Consider the following 16868-nt stretch of genomic DNA (forward strand, 5'->3'; position numbering starts at 1 on the left):
GCATCGGGCCCGCGGGCGCCGCGCATCCGGCGAGCGCGGGCGTCAGTACCAGGCGTCCTTCGTGCGCCGCGTGTACAGCGCGCGCAGGTACCGACCGGCGCGCTGCCACAGCGCATGGCGGCCGTTCAGCGGCAGCTCGAACGACGGCATGTACCGCACGGGCTCGGGCGCCCATGCGGTCTTGAAGACGTAGAGTCCGCGAATGTCGCTCGACTCCCACTCGTCGGGGTCGGGGATGTTCGCGAGCTCGTAGCCCGTGACGCCCTCCTCGTGGAGGCGCTGCATGATCGCCCACTGCATCGCGTACGGCGCGAAGAGCTTCGGGTTCTCGCGCAGCGAGCCCGCGTCCTTGTACCAGGCGGTGTCGCCGAAGCGGATGACGAAGGCGCTCGCCACCGACTCCCCCTCGTGCATCGCGAAGAAGAAGCGCCCCTGCCCCTCGTCCTGGTAGACGTCCCAGATGCGCTGGAAGTACGAGTGCGGGCGGAAGTAGCCGCCCGTGCGGGTGCGAACCTCGTCGATGAGGGTGTGCATGCGCGAGGTCGACGCCGGCGTCATCGGCACCTCGTCGATCGTCACGCCCTGCTTCGCGGCGGAGCGATAGGAGTTGCGTGCGCGCTTCTTGAAGCGCGCGGCCACCTCGTCGAGCGAGCCGGAGAGGTCGACCATGACGGCGTGCTCGTACTGGCTGGAGACGGAGCGCACCCAGCCGGCCGCCTCGAACGCGTCGACGAGCGCCTGGTCGTACGGCTGGAAGACCTCGGCCTTCACGGCGAAGACACCCTTCGGGTACGACCGGGCGCGCTCGGTGAGGGCCGCGACGTGGCTCGGCGTCACGCCGGCGATGCGTGCCGCGTGGTAGATCGTGCCGGCGAGCGGCGCCTTCCTGGCGAACAGCTGCACCGGGTACTCGCCGCCGTCGACCGGGATGCGGTCGCGCAGCGCGCGCCACGGCGTCCCCTCGCGGGTGCGCGCCCACGCCGACGACTGCATGTAGTGCGCGCGCTCCTGGGCTGCGAGCACCTCGGCGTCCCACGCCTCGGCGTCCTGCGTGCGTGCCTCGGCGGGCTCGATGACGGTCATGCGATCCTCTGGTCGAGTGCCGCGGCCGGGCGACGGCGGCCGCGGTCGCCGTGGGCACGGCGACGCTGGTCAAGGCTACCGGGCATGCGCGGCGTGCCAGGGTGGCATCGAGCGCCGACGACGCGCGGACGGAGGACGCCGATGGCCACGCCCCTCGAGCACGCGGTGGCGCGTGCGACCGACACGCGCGCGATCGCGATCGGCGAGGGCGCGCTCGACCGCGTCGGTCCGATCGTGTCCGACCTGCTGCCGGGGCGTGCGGCGATCGTCGTCGCCGACGGCACGACGTGGGCGGCGGCCGGGGAGGCGACGACCGCGTCGCTGCGCGCGTCGGGCGTGGCGCTCGCCGAGCCGCTCGTCCTGCCCGCGGCGCCTCCCCCGTACGCGTCGTGGGACACGGTCGAGCACGTGCGCGAGGGCCTGCGCGCCGTCGACGCCGTCGCCGTCGTCGTCGGCGCGGGCACGCTCGGCGACGTCGTGAAGCTCGCGTCGCACGAGCTGGGCCGCCCCTACGCGTGCGTGGCCACCGCCCCATCGATGGACGGCTACGCAGCCTTCGGCGCCTCGATCGTGCGCGACGGCTACAAGCAGACCATCGCCTGCCCCGCGCCGATCGCCGTCGTCGCCGACCTCGACGTGCTCGCAGCCGCGCCGGCGCGGATGCTCGCGTCGGGCGTGGGCGACCTCGTGGAGAAGCTGCCCGGCGGGGCCGACTGGATCCTCGCCGACGCCGTCGGCGTCGAGCCGATCGACGCCGACGTGTGGGCGCTCGTGCAGGACCCCCTGCGCGGCGCGCTCGCCGATCCCCACGGCATGCGCGCCGGGGATCCAGCGGCGATCGCGGGCCTCGTCGAGGGCCTCGTGGCGTCGGGCCTCGCGATGCAGGCGTACGCCTCGTCGCGGCCGGCGTCGGGCGCGGGGCACCAGTGCTCGCACCTGTGGGAGATGGAGGGGCTCGGCATGCACGACGACCCGCCGCTCCCCCACGGCCTCAAGGTCGGGCTCGGCACCGTGATGCTCACGGCGCTCTACGAGGAGGCGCTGCGGCACGACCTCGCACGCCTCGACGTCGACGCGGCCCTCGGCGCGTTCCCCTCGTGGCCCGAGGTGGAGGCGCGCATCCTGGCCGAGGGCTTCTCGCCGGCCCTGCTGACGGCGGCGCTCGAGCAGTCGCGTGCGAAGCATCCGGCGCCCGACGTGCTGCGGCATCGACTGGAGACCCTGCGCGATGGCTGGCCCGACGTCGCCGAGCTCCTGCGGGCGCAGCTGCTGCCCGCGAGCGACGTCGAGCGACTGCTCGACGCCGTCGGCGCCGTCACGCATCCCGCGCAGATCGGGCTCGACCCCCAGCGGTTCCGCGCGACGTACGTGCGGGCGATGCGCATCCGCAGCCGGTGGACGCTGCTCGACGCGCTCCACGAGGCGGGCCTGCTCGAGCGCTGCGTCGACGCGCTCTTCGCACCGGACGGATTCTGGGGCCGTCGCCCGCATCCCTCGCGCTGAGCCGCGTCGAGGACGCCGCCCCGAGGCGCTGCGGTGCCCCTGGAGGGACTCGAACCCCCAACCCTCTCCTTAGGACGGAGCTGCTCTTCCATTGAGCTACAGAGGCCGGGTCGCGCATCGCGCGACGCGACACCCAGCCTAGCGAAGCCCGCGCATGCGACGACGCCCGCGACCGGATGCGGTCGCGGGCGTCGATCGATGCGTCGAGCGTCAGCCGATGTCGATGAAGACGGGGGCCGATGCGCCGGGGATGTTCACGCCGGAGACGACCGTCTGATTGCCGTTCCAGCCACCGTGCACCGCCTGGCCGTTGCCGATGTACACGGCGACGTGCGCCGAGCCGAAGCCGCCGTTCGAGTAGTAGACGATGTCGCCAGGCGTCGCCTGCGAGCCCGGGATGGTGGGGCCGAGGTTGAAGAGGTTGCCCATGCCCGTGTAGGGGATGCCGACCGCGGCCAGCGAGTCGGCGACGAGCTGCGTGCAGGTCTGGATCTCGCCGATCTGCGCGAGGGCAGCGCTGGCGACGGCACTGCCCCCGGCTCCGATCGGCACCGCTGCACCGGCATTGGCCGTCGCGGAGCCGGACGCCGCCTGCTGCTGGGCGGCCGCCTCGGCCTGGGCCTCCGCCTCCGCGGCTGCTGCGGCATCGGCCTGCGCCTGCAGGTCGGCCTGCAGCTGCGCGAGCTCGGCGGGCGTCGTCGCGTACAGCTCCTGTCGCTCCGCCTCCTGCTCCGGCGAGCCGGCGGTCGACGTCGCGGTCACCGACTGCTCGTCGACGGCGGAGGCGGCGAAGCCGGGCTCCTGCGTCTCACCCTGCGTGCTGGCGAAGGCAGGCAGCGCGAGCGGCATGACGAGGGCGACGGCGACGCCGGCGACGCCGATGCGGCGGATGCGGGTGGCGCGGGAGGCCCGGTTCGCCTCGGTGGTCTCGTCGGTCGTGCCGACGACGGTCTCGGCGATCTCGGTGCTTCGGGTCACGAATCAGTCTCCTGGGGTCCTACGGCATGCGCCTGTCCGGCAGCATGACTGACCGATGTTACCAAAACGTTACGTTCCAGCGCTACCGCGCTCGGGACATCGGTCGCGGTCTCGGTTTAGAAGCGGCGCACCTGCGGCGTGCCCATCGCGGCGACCATGGCCGAGAAGCTCGAGTACTTCACGGGCTTGCCCGCCGTCGCGGCGTGGATGATCTGGTCGCCGCCCACGTAGATCGCCGTGTGGCCGCCCCAGATGACGAGGTCGCCCGGCTGGATGCTCGAGACGGACACGGGGGTGCCGTAGCCGAGCTGGCCGCGATCGGAGTGCGGCAGGTACACGCCGACCTGGCCGTACACCCACTGGGTGAAGCCGGAGCAGTCGAAGCCCTCGGACGGGCTGGCGCCGCCCCACACGTACGGGACGCCGAGCTGCGACTGCGCGATGCCGACGATCGAGCCGGACGCCGCGGAGGGGACGGACGAGGTCGACGCGGCGGAGGCTGCGGGGCTCGCTGCCGTCGCGCTGGCGGCGGCAGCGGCGGCCTGCGCCGCCTCCTGACGCTCGGCCTCGGCGGCGGCCGCGGCGGCCTGCGCCTGCGCGAGCTCCTCGGGCGTCGTGGCGGCGAGGCCGTTCTGCGCGATCTCCTCCACGAGCGGCGACTGCTGCACCTCGAGGGTCTGCTGCGACTGCGCGAGGATCTCGGCGATCGAGCCGTCGATGGTCGCCGGCTGCGCCTGCGCCTGCTGCAGCGCTGCCGCGGGGAGCGCGACGGTGCCGAGGAGGGCGATGGCGACGGCGCCGACGCCGAGGCGCTTGGCGAGCGAGCGACGGGCTCCGGTCCCGGGGCGCGGCGTCGGCTGCGCGACGATCTCGGTGCTGGTCGTGCGGTGCTGCATGCGGTGAGGGTTCCTGCTCGTCGGGGCGCCACGAGGGCGCTGCGGTGCTCGTGCCACCGTACGACACCGTTGCACGATTGTCATCTTCCCCACGCGGTGGGGCTCAGGCTCGTATGGAACCCTGGACGCCGCTCGGACGGACCCTGACCGCGACGGCCGTCGCGGCTCAGCGGGCTGCGACGTACACGTGCTGCGCGAGCTCGGTCGGCAGCGCCACCTCGCCGCCGCCGTCGACCGCGAAGGCCCGGCCGCGGTCCGCCGCGCCGATCGTCACGGCCGCACCGGGCACGAGGCCCGCGTCCCGCAGGCGCTCGAGGGTCGCGATCTCGAACTGGATGGGCTCGCCGAGCCGGCGCACCACGTACGCCCCCTCGACCTCGGTCGCGCGTCGCACGCCGTCGAGGAACGCGTCGGCGCGCTCGAGGCCGAGCTCGTCGAGGCCCGGGATGGGGGTGCCGTACGGCGACTCCGTCGGCCGATCGAGGACGTCGAGCAGGCGCCGCTCCACCTGCTCGCTCATGACGTGCTCCCACCGGCACGCCTCGTCGTGGGCGAGCGTCCAGTCGAGGCCGATGACGTCGGTGAGCAGTCGCTCGGCGAGGCGGTGCTTGCGCAGCACGCGGATCGCGAGCGCGCGGCCCTCCTCCGTCAGCCGCAGGTGCCGGTCCTCGGCGACCACGACGAGGCCGTCGCGCTCCATGCGTGCGACCGTCTGCGAGACGGTCGGTCCGGAGTGGCCGATGCGCTCGGAGATGCGGGCGCGCATCGGCACGAACCCCTCCTCCTCGAGGTCGAGGATCGTGCGCAGGTACATCTCGGTGGTATCGACGAGATCGGTCATGCGGCACCTCCTCTCCCGCGCGGATGCTCCCAACCCTAGTGAGCGCGGCTGCACGCGAGCGACGCGACGAGCGCTCGTAGACTGAGCCGGTGAGCGACCTCGTGATCCCCGCCTCCCTGCTGCCCGCCGACGGACGCTTCGGGTGCGGCCCCGCCAAGGTGCGGCCCGCCCAGGTCGAGGCGCTCGCGGCCTCCGGGCTGCTCGGCACGAGCCACCGCCAGGCGCCGGTGCGGGGTCTCGTCGCGTCGGTGCGCTCGCGCATCGCCGACCTCCTCTCGGCACCCGACGGCTACGAGGTGATCCTCGGCAACGGCGGCTCGACCGCCTTCTGGGACGCAGCGGCGTTCGGCCTGATCGAGCGCCGCTCGCACCACCTCGCCTTCGGCGAGTTCGGCGCGAAGTTCGCGAAGGCCGTGAGCACGCCCTGGCTCGAGGCGCCGAGCGTCGCGAGCGCGCCCGCAGGCGGTCGGCCCACCCTCGAGCCCGTGGGCGGCGTCGACGTCGTCGCGTATCCCCACAACGAGACCTCGACGGGCGTCATGCACCCCGTCGTGCGCGCCGAGCACGGCCTGACGGTCGTCGACGCGACGAGCGCCGCGGGCGGCATCGACCTCGACGCGAGCGCGGCGGACGTCTACTACTTCGCGCCGCAGAAGAACCTCGGCTCGGACGGCGGCCTCTGGCTCGCGCTCGTCTCGCCCGCCGCCATCGAGCGCATCGAGTCGATCGCGGCCTCCGACCGCTACGTGCCGGACTCGCTCAGCCTCAAGCAGGCGCTCGACAACTCCCGGCTCGAGCAGACGCTGAACACCCCGGCGATCGCCACGCTCGTGCTGCTCGACGAGCAGCTGGGCTGGATGCTCGAGCAGGGGGGCCTGACCGCCATGGCCGCGCGGACGCGCACGTCGTCGGACACGCTCTACGCATGGGCGGAGGGTCGCGCCGATGCCCAGCCGTTCGTCGCCGACCCCGAGCACCGCTCGCAGGTCGTCGTCACGATCGACTTCGACGAGTCCGTCGACGCCACGGCCGTGACGAGGGCGCTGCGCGCCAACGGCATCGTCGACACCGAGCCGTACCGCAAGCTCGGCCGCAATCAGATCCGCGTCGCGACCTTCGCGAGCATCGATCCCGCCGACGTCGAGGCGCTCGTCGCATGCCTCGACCACGTGCTCGAGCGCATCGAGCGCTGACCGGCTCGCGGCCCCGCCTCAGGCCGGGACGCAGGGCGCGTCAGCGGCCCGGCGCCTCCTCGCCGTCGCCGTCCGACGCCGCGTGCTGGTCGACGTCCAGACCGTCATCGTCGGCGTCGTCGCTCACGAGGTCGCGCTCGTCGAAGTCGCCGAAGCCCTCCTCGTCGTCGTCCTCGTCCTCGGCGTCGTCGTCCGACTCGTCGTCGTCCGATCCGTCGGCATCCGCCTCGTCCTCGGCATCGTCGTCCCCAGCGGCCTCCTTGGCCGCGAGGTACTCGGCGAGACGGTCGGCCCACGGCACCCAGTCGGGCGCGACGAGCGAGCCCTCGCCGGGCAGCAGCGCGACCTCGAGGACCGTCTGCGCACCCTCGTCGTCCGTCGCGAGCGTCACGGTCCACAGCCAGTCGGGGTAGCCCGAGAGCTGCGAGCGGTAGCGCAGCGCGAGCACGCCGTGCTCGTCGACGGCGTCGACGACCTCGCCGACCGCGCCGACGGGCGCGACCTCGTCGAGCGCCGCCTCCGCCAGACGCAGCGCATCCGCGCTCGGCACCGTCGTCATCACGCCTCCAGGTCGTCGGCGACGCGGCGCAGGACGGTCGCGACCTTGCGCGCCTGCTCCGAGCTCGGGTAGCGCCCGTGCCGCAGGCCCTCGCCCACGCCGTCGAGCAGCTTCACGAGGTCCTCGACGATGACCGCCATGTCCTCGCTGCTGCGACGCGCCTGACGGACGGCGGAGACGACGGGAGCGTCGAGCACGCGCAGCGACAGCGCCTGCGCGCCCCGTCGCCCCTCGGCGACGCCGTACTCGACGCGGGTGCCGGCCTTGAGCGCGGCGCCGTCGGGCACGGCGGATGCGTGCACGAAGACCTCGACGCCGTCGTCGCCGGCGATGAAGCCGAAGCCCTTGTCGTCGTCGAAGAACTTGACCTTGCCAGTGGGCACGATGCTCCTTGGGGTGCGGGGGTGGTGCGGCGTCCAGGCTATCGTCCGCTGGTAGCATCGACGGATGCCCACCGAGCGCCGCGCCGACCCGATCGGCGCCGTCGAGCGGTGGCTCGCGATCGCCGCGGCCGTGCTCGTCGGCCTCGCGCTGCTGGGCTTCGCGGTGACGCTCGTGCAGATCGGCCTGCAGGACGCCTGGCCGTGGCTGACGTCAGGACCGTGGCCCTACGCATTCCTCGTGCCGACGTTCGCGCTGCCGGGCGGACTGCTGTGCGTGCTCGCGCTGCTCGCGATCACGGCGGTGCGCAAGGGACGCGGTCGGGGCTGACGTGCCGACCACGGTCGAGCTCGCGAGCGCGCTGCAGGCGCTGAGCGACGACGCGCTGGACCATCTCGTGCGCGCACGCCACGTGCCGCAGCACGCCGTGATTTACTTCGACGTCGCCGAGCAGCTCCTGCGGCCCGAGTCCATCGCCGCCGCGCTCGAGTCGGTCGACGTCGACGAGCTCGCCGTCCTCGCCTCCGGCGCGACCACCCCGCGACTCGACGCCCTCGGGCTCGGGGTCGCCGGCGACGCGTTCGACGAGGCGCGCAGGCAGGCGGCGTCGGCGGCCCCGGCGCCCGCGGCCTCCTCGGCATCGGCCGGCGACGAGCGGCGTGCGGCGGAGGAGGCCTTCGCATCCACCCTGCTCGTCGCCGAGATCGTGCGCGCGGCGCGCGAGCAGCCGCTGCAGGTCCTCGCGCGCGGCGCGCTCGCCATGTCGGACGCCCGCCGGCTCGCCGAGCTGCTGGACGACGCTCCCGAGTCCGTGCTCGATGCCGTGGCCATCGCGCGCGGGGCGCGGCTGCTCGCGCAGCGGGACGCCGCGCTCGTCGCCTCGACGGATGCGCCCGGCTGGCTCGCGCTCGCGCTCCCGCAGCGCTGGGAGGTGCTGCGCGACGGATGGCTCGCCTCGCTCGAGCACGAGGAGCGCGTCGTCGCGACCAGCGACGATGCGCCCGCGGCGCGCTTCCCGCTCGCGAGCGCGGCGACGCTCGAGCGCCTGGGCGTCGTGGTGCGCCGCGCGTCGCGACTCGGGCTGCGCGACGGCGCCGCGACCGGCCTCGCCGACGGCGACGGCGCCGAGCGGCTCGAGCGGCTCGTGCCGCAGGAGGTCTCGTCGGCCTACGTGCAGCCCGACCTCACGATCGTCGTGCCCGGTCCGCTCGTGCCGACCCTCGAGTCGCGCCTGCGGCTCGTCGCCGACATCGAGCAGCGCGGCACCGCCTCGACCTACCGGATGACGCTCGCCTCGATCTCCCGCGGCCTCGCGTCGGGCGAGGACGAGGCGAGCATCCTCGCGCTCCTCTCGACGATCTCGCTCACGGGGGTGCCGCAGCCCGTCGCCTACCTCGTGCGCGACGCCGCAGCGCGCTTCGGCGCCGTGCGGGTCCTGGCGCTCGCCGAGGGTCCCGATCGCACCGCCGTGCGCGCCGAGCCCGCGCTCGCCGCCGAGCTCGCCATCGACCAGGGACTCGCCGCGCTGCGGCTGCGCGCGGAGGGGCCGCGGCGGCTCGTGACCCGCGCGGAGCCGACGACGGTGCTGGCCGCGCTCCGCTCGCGGCGGTACCCGGCGGCGATGGAGGACGCCGACGGCGCCCTCCTCGCGCCCGCGCGCCACGAGGCGGAGGTGCTCGCCCCCGCTCCGACGCCGCTCGTGCAGCGGCTGCGCGGCTCGGGCTTCGACGTCGGCGGCGAGGAGCGCGCGTGGCTCGAGCGGCGGCTGCAGGTCGCCGCCCGCGACAAGGTGAGCGTGCAGGTGCGCGTCGCGGTCGGCGACGAGGAGCGCGAGCTGTCGCTGCTGCCACTCGGCGTCGCCAACGGGCGCCTGCGCGCGCGCGATCTGGCGAGCGACGTCGAGCGCACGCTGCCCGTCACCGCCATCACGCACCTCGCGGGCGTGCCGTGACCCATAGGCCGCACGGCTAGGCTCGACGGTCGTGAACGACGGCCCGCTGATCGTGCAGAGCGACCGCACCGTGCTGCTCGAGGTGGCGCACCCTGCGGCCGCTGACGCCCGCCATGAGCTCGCGGTCTTCGCCGAGCTCGAGCGAGCGCCCGAGCACATCCACACGTACCGCATCACGCAGCTCGGGCTGTGGAACGCGCGCGCGGCCGGCCACACGGCCGACGAGATGCTCGGCACGCTCGAGCGGCACGCGCGCTTCCCCGTGCCGTCGGCCGTCGCGCTCGACATGCGCGAGACGGTCTCCCGCTACGGTCGGCTGACGATCGACCGGGACGACGAGGGGCTGCGGCTGCGCAGCGACGACCGCCCCGTGCTCGCCGAGGTGCGGCGATCGAAGCGCATCGCCCCGCTGCTCGCGGAGGACGTGGAGGGCGGCATCCGCATCGTCGACTGGGCGCGGGGCCAGCTGAAGCAGGAGCTCGTCAAGATCGGCTGGCCGGCCGAGGACCTCGCCGGCTTCACGCCCGGGACCCCCTTCGACATCGACCTCGTCGAGGACGGCTGGGTGCTGCGGCCCTACCAGCAGGACGCCGTGCGGCACTTCGCGGATGCCGGCTCCGGCGTCGTGGTGCTGCCCTGCGGCGCCGGCAAGACGATCGTGGGCGCCGCGGCGATGGCCGCGACCGACACGACGACCCTCATCCTCGTCACGAACACCGTCTCCGCGCGCCAGTGGCGTGCCGAGCTGCTCGCGCGCACGACGCTCACCGAGGACGACATCGGCGAGTACTCGGGCCAGTCCAAGGAGATCCGGCCCGTCACGATCGCGACGTACCAGATCCTCACGGCGAAGCGCGCCGGCGAGCTCGCGCATCTGCGCGTGCTCGACGCCCTCGACTGGGGGCTCGTCGTCTACGACGAGGTGCACCTGCTGCCCGCCCCGGTGTTCAAGCTGACGGCCGACCTGCAGGCCAGGCGACGCCTCGGGCTCACCGCGACGCTCGTGCGCGAGGACGGCCGCGAGTCCGACGTGTTCAGCCTCATCGGCCCCAAGCGCTTCGACGCACCGTGGAAGGAGATCGAGGCGCAGGGGTTCATCTCCCCCGCCGCGTGCTTCGAGGTGCGCATCGACCTCACCGAGTCGGAGCGGCTCGAGTACGCCGCGAGCGCCGACCGCGAGCGCTACCGCATCGCGGCGTCGAGCCCCGCGAAGGTCACGGTCGCGAAGCGCATCCTGCGTCGCCACGAGGGCGAGCAGACGCTCGTCATCGGCCAGTACCTCGATCAGCTCGACGAGCTCGCCGAGGCGCTCGACGCGCCGCTCGTCACCGGCCAGACCCCCGTCGACGAGCGCGAGCGCCTCTTCCAGGGCTTCCGCGAGGGCACGATCGGCACGCTCGTCGTCTCGAAGGTCGCGAACTTCTCGGTCGACCTGCCAGATGCGTCCGTCGCCATCCAGGTGTCGGGATCCTTCGGCTCGCGGCAGGAGGAGGCGCAGCGGCTCGGCCGGCTCCTGCGGCCGAAGTCGGGCGGGCGCAGCGCCTCGTTCTACACGCTCGTCGCGCGGGACACGATCGACCAGGACTTCGCACTCGGCCGCCAGCGGTTCCTCGCGGAGCAGGGCTACTCGTACGAGATCCTCGACGCCGCCGACCTGTAGGCGGGACCTCCTCGCTCGACCGCCGTCAGGGGACGGCGTCCAGGCTGCGGTCAGGATACGGTCAGAGACTGTGGGCATGACCGACCAGTCCCCGAAGATCCTCGTCGTCGACGACGAGCCGCACATCCGCGACCTGCTCACGACGAGCCTGCGCTTCAGCGGGTTCGAGGTGCGCTCGGTGGGCGCGGGCGCCGCAGCCATCTCCGCGGTGCTCGAGGACGAGCCGGACCTCATCCTGCTCGACGTCATGCTGCCCGACATCAACGGCTTCGGCGTCACGAAGCGCCTGCGCGCCTCGGGCTTCACGTCGCCCATCCTGTTCCTCACCGCCAAGGACGACACGGAGGACAAGGTCACGGGCCTCACGGTCGGCGGCGACGACTACGTCACGAAGCCGTTCTCGCTCGACGAGATCATCGCGCGCATCAAGGCCATCCTGCGCCGCACGCGCGCGGAGGACGACGACGCGACGCTGCGCATCGGCGAGGTCGTCATGAACCAGGACACGCACGAGGTGACCGTCGGCGACGAGGAGATCGAGCTCTCGCCCACGGAGTTCAAGCTGCTGCGCTACCTCATGCTCAACCCGAACCGCGTGCTGTCGAAGACGCAGATCCTCGACCACGTCTGGGAGTACGACTTCAACGGCGACGTCGGCATCGTCGAGTCGTACATCTCGTACCTTCGCCGCAAGGTCGACGGGCACACGAGCGAGCCCATGATCATCACGAAGCGCGGGTTCGGGTACATGCTCAAGGCTCCGAAGTCCGCGTAGCCGCGTGCGTTCGCTGCGCAGGCGCCTGGGCAGCGTCTCGCTCGCAGGCCGGATCACGGTCCTCATCGTCGTCGTCATGACGATCGGCCTGCTCATCGCAGGCGTGGGCACCATGACGGTCGTGCGCCAGTCGCTGCTCGACGGCACCGACCGCGACCTGCAGTTCGCGCTGGCGACGTACGACGACCTCGAGGTCGCGAGCCTCGACATCGACTCCGGCGCGTGCCAGCTCGACGGCATCCCCGCGACCTACTACCTCGCGCTGCTCGACGCCAACGGCGCCATCCTGTGCCGCAACAGCCCCGGCGGCGAGGAGTCGCCCGGGCTGCCGGACCTCGACGGGGTCTCGCTCGCGTACGTCGCGAGCACGACGGAGCCGTTCAGCGTGCCGTCGCACAACCGCGAGAGCAGCTGGCGCGTCGACGTGCTCCCCCTCGTGCTCGACGACGACGGACGGCTCGCGACGCTCGCCGTCGCGGTGGGACTCGATCGCGTCGAGAACACGTGGCGCTCGTTCGTGATCGTGTACGCGGGCTTCGCCCTGCTCGCGGTGCTGCTCGGCGCGGCCTTCACGCGCGTGCTCGCCGACACGGCGCTGCGCCAGCTGCGCACGGTCGCGCAGGTCGCGGAGCGCTTCGCCGACGGCGACTACGAGACCCGGCTCGACCCCGGCGATCCGCGCACGGAGGTCGGCAGCCTGCGCCAGTCGCTGAACGGCATGCTCGCGCGCGTCGAGACGGCCCTCGAGCAGCGCGACGAGTCGGTGACGCAGATGCGACAGTTCGTCGGCGACGCGAGCCACGAGCTGCGCACGCCGCTCGTGTCCGTGCGCGGCTACGCCGAGCTCTACCGCATGGGCGCGATCCAGCGGCCGGAGGACGTCGCGAGCGCGATGGATCGCATCGAGCGCGAGGCGAAGCGGATGGGCTCGCTCGTCGAGGACCTCCTGACGCTCGCTCGGCTCGACGAGCGCCGGCCGCTGCAGCTTCGGCCCCTCGACATCGTGCCGCTCGTCGACGACGCGGTGAACGACGCCCGCGTCTCGGCGCAGGATCGCGCGTTCCAGATGCTCGCGATCGATCCGGACGCGCAGGTGGCCGTCGACCCGGCCGCCGCGCCCGCGGAGCTCTTCTCCCCACCGCCCGTCGCGCCCCCCGCCGTCGTGCTCGCCGACGAGAACTCGATGCGCCAGGTGCTCGCGAACCTCGTCGGCAACGCCCTGCGCTACACGCAGGAGGGCTCGCCCGTCGAGCTCGGCGTCGGCGTCTCCTGGCGACGGCGCGAGGCGGTCGTGCACGTCATCGACCACGGCGAGGGCGTGCCGCCGGCGCTGCGGCGCAAGATCTTCCAGCGCTTCTACCGGGCCGACAAGTCGCGCGCGCGCGACACGGGCGGCTCGGGCCTCGGGCTCGCGATCGTGCAGGGCATCGTCGCAGCGCACGGCGGCCGCATCGACGTCATCGAGACGCCCGGCGGCGGCGCGACGTTCCGCATCGCCATCCCGCTCGCCGACGACCGCGCGCTCCTGGAGCTCACCGAGCGCATCCGTCCCGACCAGACGGGGTCGACGGACGTCCGTCCACAGGCGCGTCGCGGCGAGCCCGGCGAGCAGCCGCCCTCCTCCTAGCCTCGCCGCATCCCGGAGCGACCGGGTGGCATCCGAGGAGGACCGATGAGCAGGTACGTCGTCGACAGCGACGCCATCGACAGCGCCAGGGCGGCCGCGCACGCGACCGTCGGCAGGATCCAGACCGACGTGGCCGCCCTCCTGGGGCAGCTGCAGGCGCTGCAGGACTCCTGGTCGGGCGGCGCGTCCGCCGCATTCCAGGGCACCGTCTCGCAGTGGCGCGGCACGCAGGCGAGCGTCGAGGAGTCGCTGCGGCAGATCACGATCGCGCTGCAGCACGCCGGGCAGCAGTACGCCGACGTCGAGAGCGCGAACATGCGACTCTTCGCCGTCTGAGACCCCCGGGGCTGCTCGGCGTGCGCAGGAGGGCGCGGCCGGCAGCGCCCGGGGACGCGGGAAGGCCCCGAGCGCGATGCTCGGGGCCTTCCTGTGCTGGAGGGGCGGGGTCTCGTGACGCGCGCTCGCTTCGCTCGCGCGCTCCTCGACCCTGAGCCCTCCGTGCGGAGATCGCTGCGCGATCTCAGCGCTGCGGACTCAGAAGTCCATGCCACCCGTGGGGTCGCCGGCCGGAGCCGGGTTCTTCTCGGGCTTGTCGGCGACGACGGCCTCGGTCGTGAGGAAGAGGCCCGCGATCGACGCGGCGTTCTGCAGCGCCGAGCGCGTGACCTTCACGGGGTCGGCGATGCCGGCCGCGAGCATGTCGACGTACTCGCCGGTCGCGGCGTTGAGGCCGTGGCCGGGCTCGAGCGAGCGCACCTTCTCGACGACGACGCCGGGCTCCATGCCCGCGTTGAAGGCGATCTGCTTGAGCGGCGCGTCGATCGCGACGCGCACGATGTTCGCGCCCGTCGCCTCGTCGCCCTCGAGCTGCAGCGTCTCGAACGCCGCCTTGCCGGCCTGGATGAGCGCGACGCCACCACCGGCGACGATGCCCTCCTCGACGGCCGCCTTCGCGTTGCGCACGGCGTCCTCGATGCGGTGCTTGCGCTCCTTGAGCTCGACCTCGGTCGCGGCACCCGCCTTGATGACGGCGACGCCGCCGGCGAGCTTCGCGAGGCGCTCCTGGAGCTTCTCGCGGTCGTAGTCCGAGTCGGTGGCCTCGATCTCCGAGCGGATCTGGCGCACGCGGCCGGCGATGGCCTCCGCGTCGCCCGCACCCTCGACGATCGTGGTCTCGTCCTTCGTGATGACGACCTTGCGCGCGCGGCCGAGCTGCGCGAGCTGCACGCCCTCGAGCTTGAGGCCGAGCTCCTCGGAGATGACCTCGCCGCCCGTGAGGATGGCGATGTCGGCCAGCTGCGCCTTGCGGCGGTCGCCGAAGCCGGGAGCCTTGACGGCGACCGACTTGAAGATGCCGCGGATCTTGTTCACGACGAGCGTCGCGAGCGCCTCGCCGTCGACGTCCTCGGCGATGATGACGAGCTGCTTGCCCGCCTGGATCACCTGGTCGACGATCGGCAGGAGGTCCTTGATCGCCGAGATCTTCTGGTTGGCGATGAGGATGTAGGCGTCCTCGAACACCGTCTCCTGGCGGTCGGGGTCGGTCACGAAGTATTGCGACAGGAAGCCCTTGTCGAAGCGCATGCCCTCGGTGAGCTCGAGCTCGGTGCCGTAGGTGTTCGACTCCTCGACGGTGACGACGCCCTCCTTGCCGACCTTGTCGATCGCCTCGGCGATGAGTCGGCCGATCTCCGGGTCCGCAGCCGAGATGGACGCCGTCGCGGCGATCTCCTCGGTCGTCTCGATCTCCTTGGCGTGGTGCACGAGCTGCTCGGAGACCGCCGCGGTCGCCTTCTCGATGCCGCGCTTGAGGCTGATCGGGTCGGCGCCGGCCGCGACGTTGCGCAGGCCCTCGCGCACGAGCGCCTGGGCGAGCACCGTCGCGGTCGTCGTGCCGTCGCCGGCGACGTCGTCGGTCTTCTTCGCGACCTCCTTGACGAGCTCCGCGCCGATCTTCTCGTACGGGTCGTCGAGCTCGATCTCCTTCGCGATCGACACACCGTCGTTCGTGATCGTGGGAGCGCCCCACTTCTTCTCGAGCACGACGTTGCGGCCACGCGGGCCGAGGGTGACGCGCACGGCGTCGGCGAGCGTGTTGAGACCACGCTCGAGGCCGCGGCGAGCCTCCTCGTCGAATGCGATCATCTTTGCCATAGCTGTCTCGTCCCTCCTGGACACGTCGACACGTCTGTTGGCACTCGGCGGTCCTGAGTGCCAGGGACGAGTCTGGCACTCAGGCCACGCGAGTGCAAGCGAGCGCGCCCGCTGGGAGCGCCGTTCGCCGTCGGCCTACGAGACGGTCGCGGCGCCCTCGTTGGGCACGAGCTCGACCCAGGTGTTGCCCTGCGCGAGCACGACGGGCTGGCCCGACGCATCCACGATCTGGAGAGGCGTGGTGAGGTCGGGCTTCGACCACGTCACGGGCGTCCACGTGCAGCCGCTCGCGACGAAGCCGTCGCCCGAGTAGCCCTCGAGCATCGTCTGCGGGATGTCGCCGTTCGGGATGATCTGCACGCGCAGGACGACGACGTTGGCGGCCGACAGCTGGTTGCCGGCGGCGTCGACGTCGGCCGCACCCTGCTGGCCGCGCGCCCAGCGGCCCGTCGCCGCGTCGCAGCCCCACTGGCGCGACTGCGAGGCGGAGAACGCCAGGGCGAGCTGCGAGGCCGGTCCGCCGGCTGCCTGCGAGGTTGGCGTCGCCTCGTCGTCCGCGTACGCGAACTGCGGCTGCGGCGGTGCGATCTGCGCGTTGTCCGCCTGCAGCTGCGCTGCCTGCAGGATCACGTTGTGCGGCGCCGCGTGGGGGCCGCCGCGCGAGTAGTACGCGTCGTAGGTGCCGCCACCGTGGATGACGCTCGTCGACGTCGCGACGTCCTGCATCGCCGCGACGAAGTGCGGCTGGCCGCCGGAGAAGGCGATCATGCCGCCGAACGGGCCGGCGATGCCCGGGTCCATCGGGCGGATGGAGCGGACCGGGCCGATCTGCTGCGGCACGGTCGAGTGCCAGACGGCGACGTAGCGCGTGAGGCCGCCCTCGACGAGCTCCTCGTAGACGATGTCGGTCGACTCGAGACCGAACTGCGGGCGCGCGTCCGGGTGGTTGTCGATCTTCGCGAGGATGGCCGGCAGCTGGATCGGAGCGTCGAGCACCGCACCCGTGAGCGGCGCCGTGATGGGCTCCGGCTCGGGCGTCGGGGTGGGCGTCGCGCTCGGGGTGGCGCTGGGGGACGGCGTCGCCGACGGCTCGGAATCGCCGCTGCACGCGGTCAGGAATCCGGCCGCGACCAGGAGGATCGCGACGGCTCGGGTCGCTCGATTCGCTTGCATGCGCGACAGACTAGATGCCGCATCGAGTCGTGATCGAACCGGCTCGCCGCGCGCTGGCCCCGTGCGGCTGCCCGGCCGGCGGACGCGGTCGAGA

General features: G+C 73.0%; 16 protein-coding genes and 1 tRNA gene. 8 read left to right on the forward strand and 9 right to left on the reverse strand.

Annotated features, from left to right (window positions below):
* Positions 1-42: 42 nt before the first annotated feature.
* The gene (locus tag C1N71_RS10935; RefSeq protein WP_137756430.1) at positions 43-1083 is read right to left on the reverse strand and encodes a lipid II:glycine glycyltransferase FemX; all 1041 of its coding nucleotides are present in this window, start codon (positions 1081-1083) and stop codon (positions 43-45) included.
* 141 nt (positions 1084-1224) lie between these two features.
* On the opposite strand from C1N71_RS10935, the gene C1N71_RS10940 reads away from it, so the two are divergent.
* Positions 1225-2586: a sn-glycerol-1-phosphate dehydrogenase gene (locus C1N71_RS10940; RefSeq protein WP_137756431.1), complete on the forward strand. Its 1362-nt coding sequence runs from the start codon at positions 1225-1227 to the stop codon at positions 2584-2586.
* 34 nt (positions 2587-2620) lie between these two features.
* Here C1N71_RS10940 and C1N71_RS10945 read toward each other — a convergent pair.
* From C1N71_RS10945 to C1N71_RS10960, 4 genes are all read right to left on the reverse strand, one after another.
* Positions 2621-2692: transfer RNA gene (locus C1N71_RS10945), tRNA-Arg, on the reverse strand.
* Positions 2693-2796: 104 nt separating this feature from the next.
* Complete coding sequence (locus C1N71_RS10950; RefSeq protein WP_217495991.1) at positions 2797-3564, reverse strand: NlpC/P60 family protein; 768 nt, start codon at positions 3562-3564, stop codon at positions 2797-2799.
* A gap of 116 nt (positions 3565-3680) precedes the next feature.
* Positions 3681-4460 (reverse strand): C40 family peptidase, encoded by a 780-nt coding sequence (locus C1N71_RS10955; RefSeq protein ID WP_175414191.1) that lies wholly within the window; start codon positions 4458-4460, stop codon positions 3681-3683.
* 166 nt (positions 4461-4626) lie between these two features.
* On the reverse strand, positions 4627-5301 hold the full coding sequence (locus C1N71_RS10960) for a metal-dependent transcriptional regulator (RefSeq protein ID WP_137756433.1): 675 nt from the start codon (positions 5299-5301) through the stop codon (positions 4627-4629).
* A gap of 89 nt (positions 5302-5390) precedes the next feature.
* Here C1N71_RS10960 and serC point away from each other — a divergent pair, with 89 nt between their 5' ends.
* The gene (gene serC, locus C1N71_RS10965) at positions 5391-6494 is read left to right on the forward strand and encodes a phosphoserine transaminase (RefSeq protein WP_137756434.1); all 1104 of its coding nucleotides are present in this window, start codon (positions 5391-5393) and stop codon (positions 6492-6494) included.
* 40 nt (positions 6495-6534) lie between these two features.
* On the opposite strand, the gene C1N71_RS10970 is transcribed toward serC, so the two are convergent.
* Both C1N71_RS10970 and C1N71_RS10975 read right to left on the reverse strand, forming a co-directional pair.
* On the reverse strand, positions 6535-7053 hold the full coding sequence (locus tag C1N71_RS10970; RefSeq protein WP_137756435.1) for a DUF3027 domain-containing protein: 519 nt from the start codon (positions 7051-7053) through the stop codon (positions 6535-6537).
* Entirely contained in the window at positions 7053-7436 is a 384-nt protein-coding gene (locus C1N71_RS10975; RefSeq protein ID WP_137756436.1) for a cold-shock protein, read from the reverse strand. The genes C1N71_RS10970 and C1N71_RS10975 overlap by 1 nt, the downstream gene beginning before the upstream one ends.
* A gap of 64 nt (positions 7437-7500) precedes the next feature.
* On the opposite strand from C1N71_RS10975, the gene C1N71_RS10980 reads away from it, so the two are divergent.
* The 6 genes from C1N71_RS10980 (at position 7501) to C1N71_RS11005 (ending at position 13783) form a co-directional block, all read left to right on the forward strand.
* Positions 7501-7764: a hypothetical protein gene (locus C1N71_RS10980; protein ID WP_137756437.1), complete on the forward strand. Its 264-nt coding sequence runs from the start codon at positions 7501-7503 to the stop codon at positions 7762-7764.
* Between the two features lies 1 nt (position 7765).
* On the forward strand, positions 7766-9385 hold the full coding sequence (locus tag C1N71_RS10985; protein WP_137756438.1) for a helicase-associated domain-containing protein: 1620 nt from the start codon (positions 7766-7768) through the stop codon (positions 9383-9385).
* 31 nt (positions 9386-9416) lie between these two features.
* Entirely contained in the window at positions 9417-11045 is a 1629-nt protein-coding gene (locus C1N71_RS10990) for a DNA repair helicase XPB (RefSeq protein ID WP_137756439.1), read from the forward strand.
* Between the two features lie 76 nt (positions 11046-11121).
* The gene (locus tag C1N71_RS10995) at positions 11122-11820 is read left to right on the forward strand and encodes a response regulator transcription factor (RefSeq protein WP_137756440.1); all 699 of its coding nucleotides are present in this window, start codon (positions 11122-11124) and stop codon (positions 11818-11820) included.
* A 76-nt stretch (positions 11821-11896) separates the two neighbouring features.
* Positions 11897-13447, forward strand: coding sequence for a sensor histidine kinase (locus tag C1N71_RS11000; RefSeq protein WP_137756441.1), 1551 nt, complete (start codon positions 11897-11899; stop codon positions 13445-13447).
* 45 nt (positions 13448-13492) lie between these two features.
* Positions 13493-13783, forward strand: coding sequence for a WXG100 family type VII secretion target (locus C1N71_RS11005; protein ID WP_137756442.1), 291 nt, complete (start codon positions 13493-13495; stop codon positions 13781-13783).
* A gap of 198 nt (positions 13784-13981) precedes the next feature.
* Here the strand turns inward: C1N71_RS11005 and groL are convergent, their stop codons facing one another.
* Both groL and C1N71_RS11015 read right to left on the reverse strand, forming a co-directional pair.
* The gene (gene groL / locus C1N71_RS11010; RefSeq protein ID WP_137756443.1) at positions 13982-15601 is read right to left on the reverse strand and encodes a chaperonin GroEL; all 1620 of its coding nucleotides are present in this window, start codon (positions 15599-15601) and stop codon (positions 13982-13984) included.
* A gap of 135 nt (positions 15602-15736) precedes the next feature.
* Complete coding sequence (locus C1N71_RS11015; protein WP_137756444.1) at positions 15737-16774, reverse strand: DUF3048 domain-containing protein; 1038 nt, start codon at positions 16772-16774, stop codon at positions 15737-15739.
* Positions 16775-16868: the final 94 nt, after the last annotated feature.

This window comes from Agrococcus sp. SGAir0287 (assembly GCF_005484985.1).
In the GTDB taxonomy this organism is placed as follows: Bacteria; Actinomycetota; Actinomycetes; order Actinomycetales; family Microbacteriaceae; genus Agrococcus.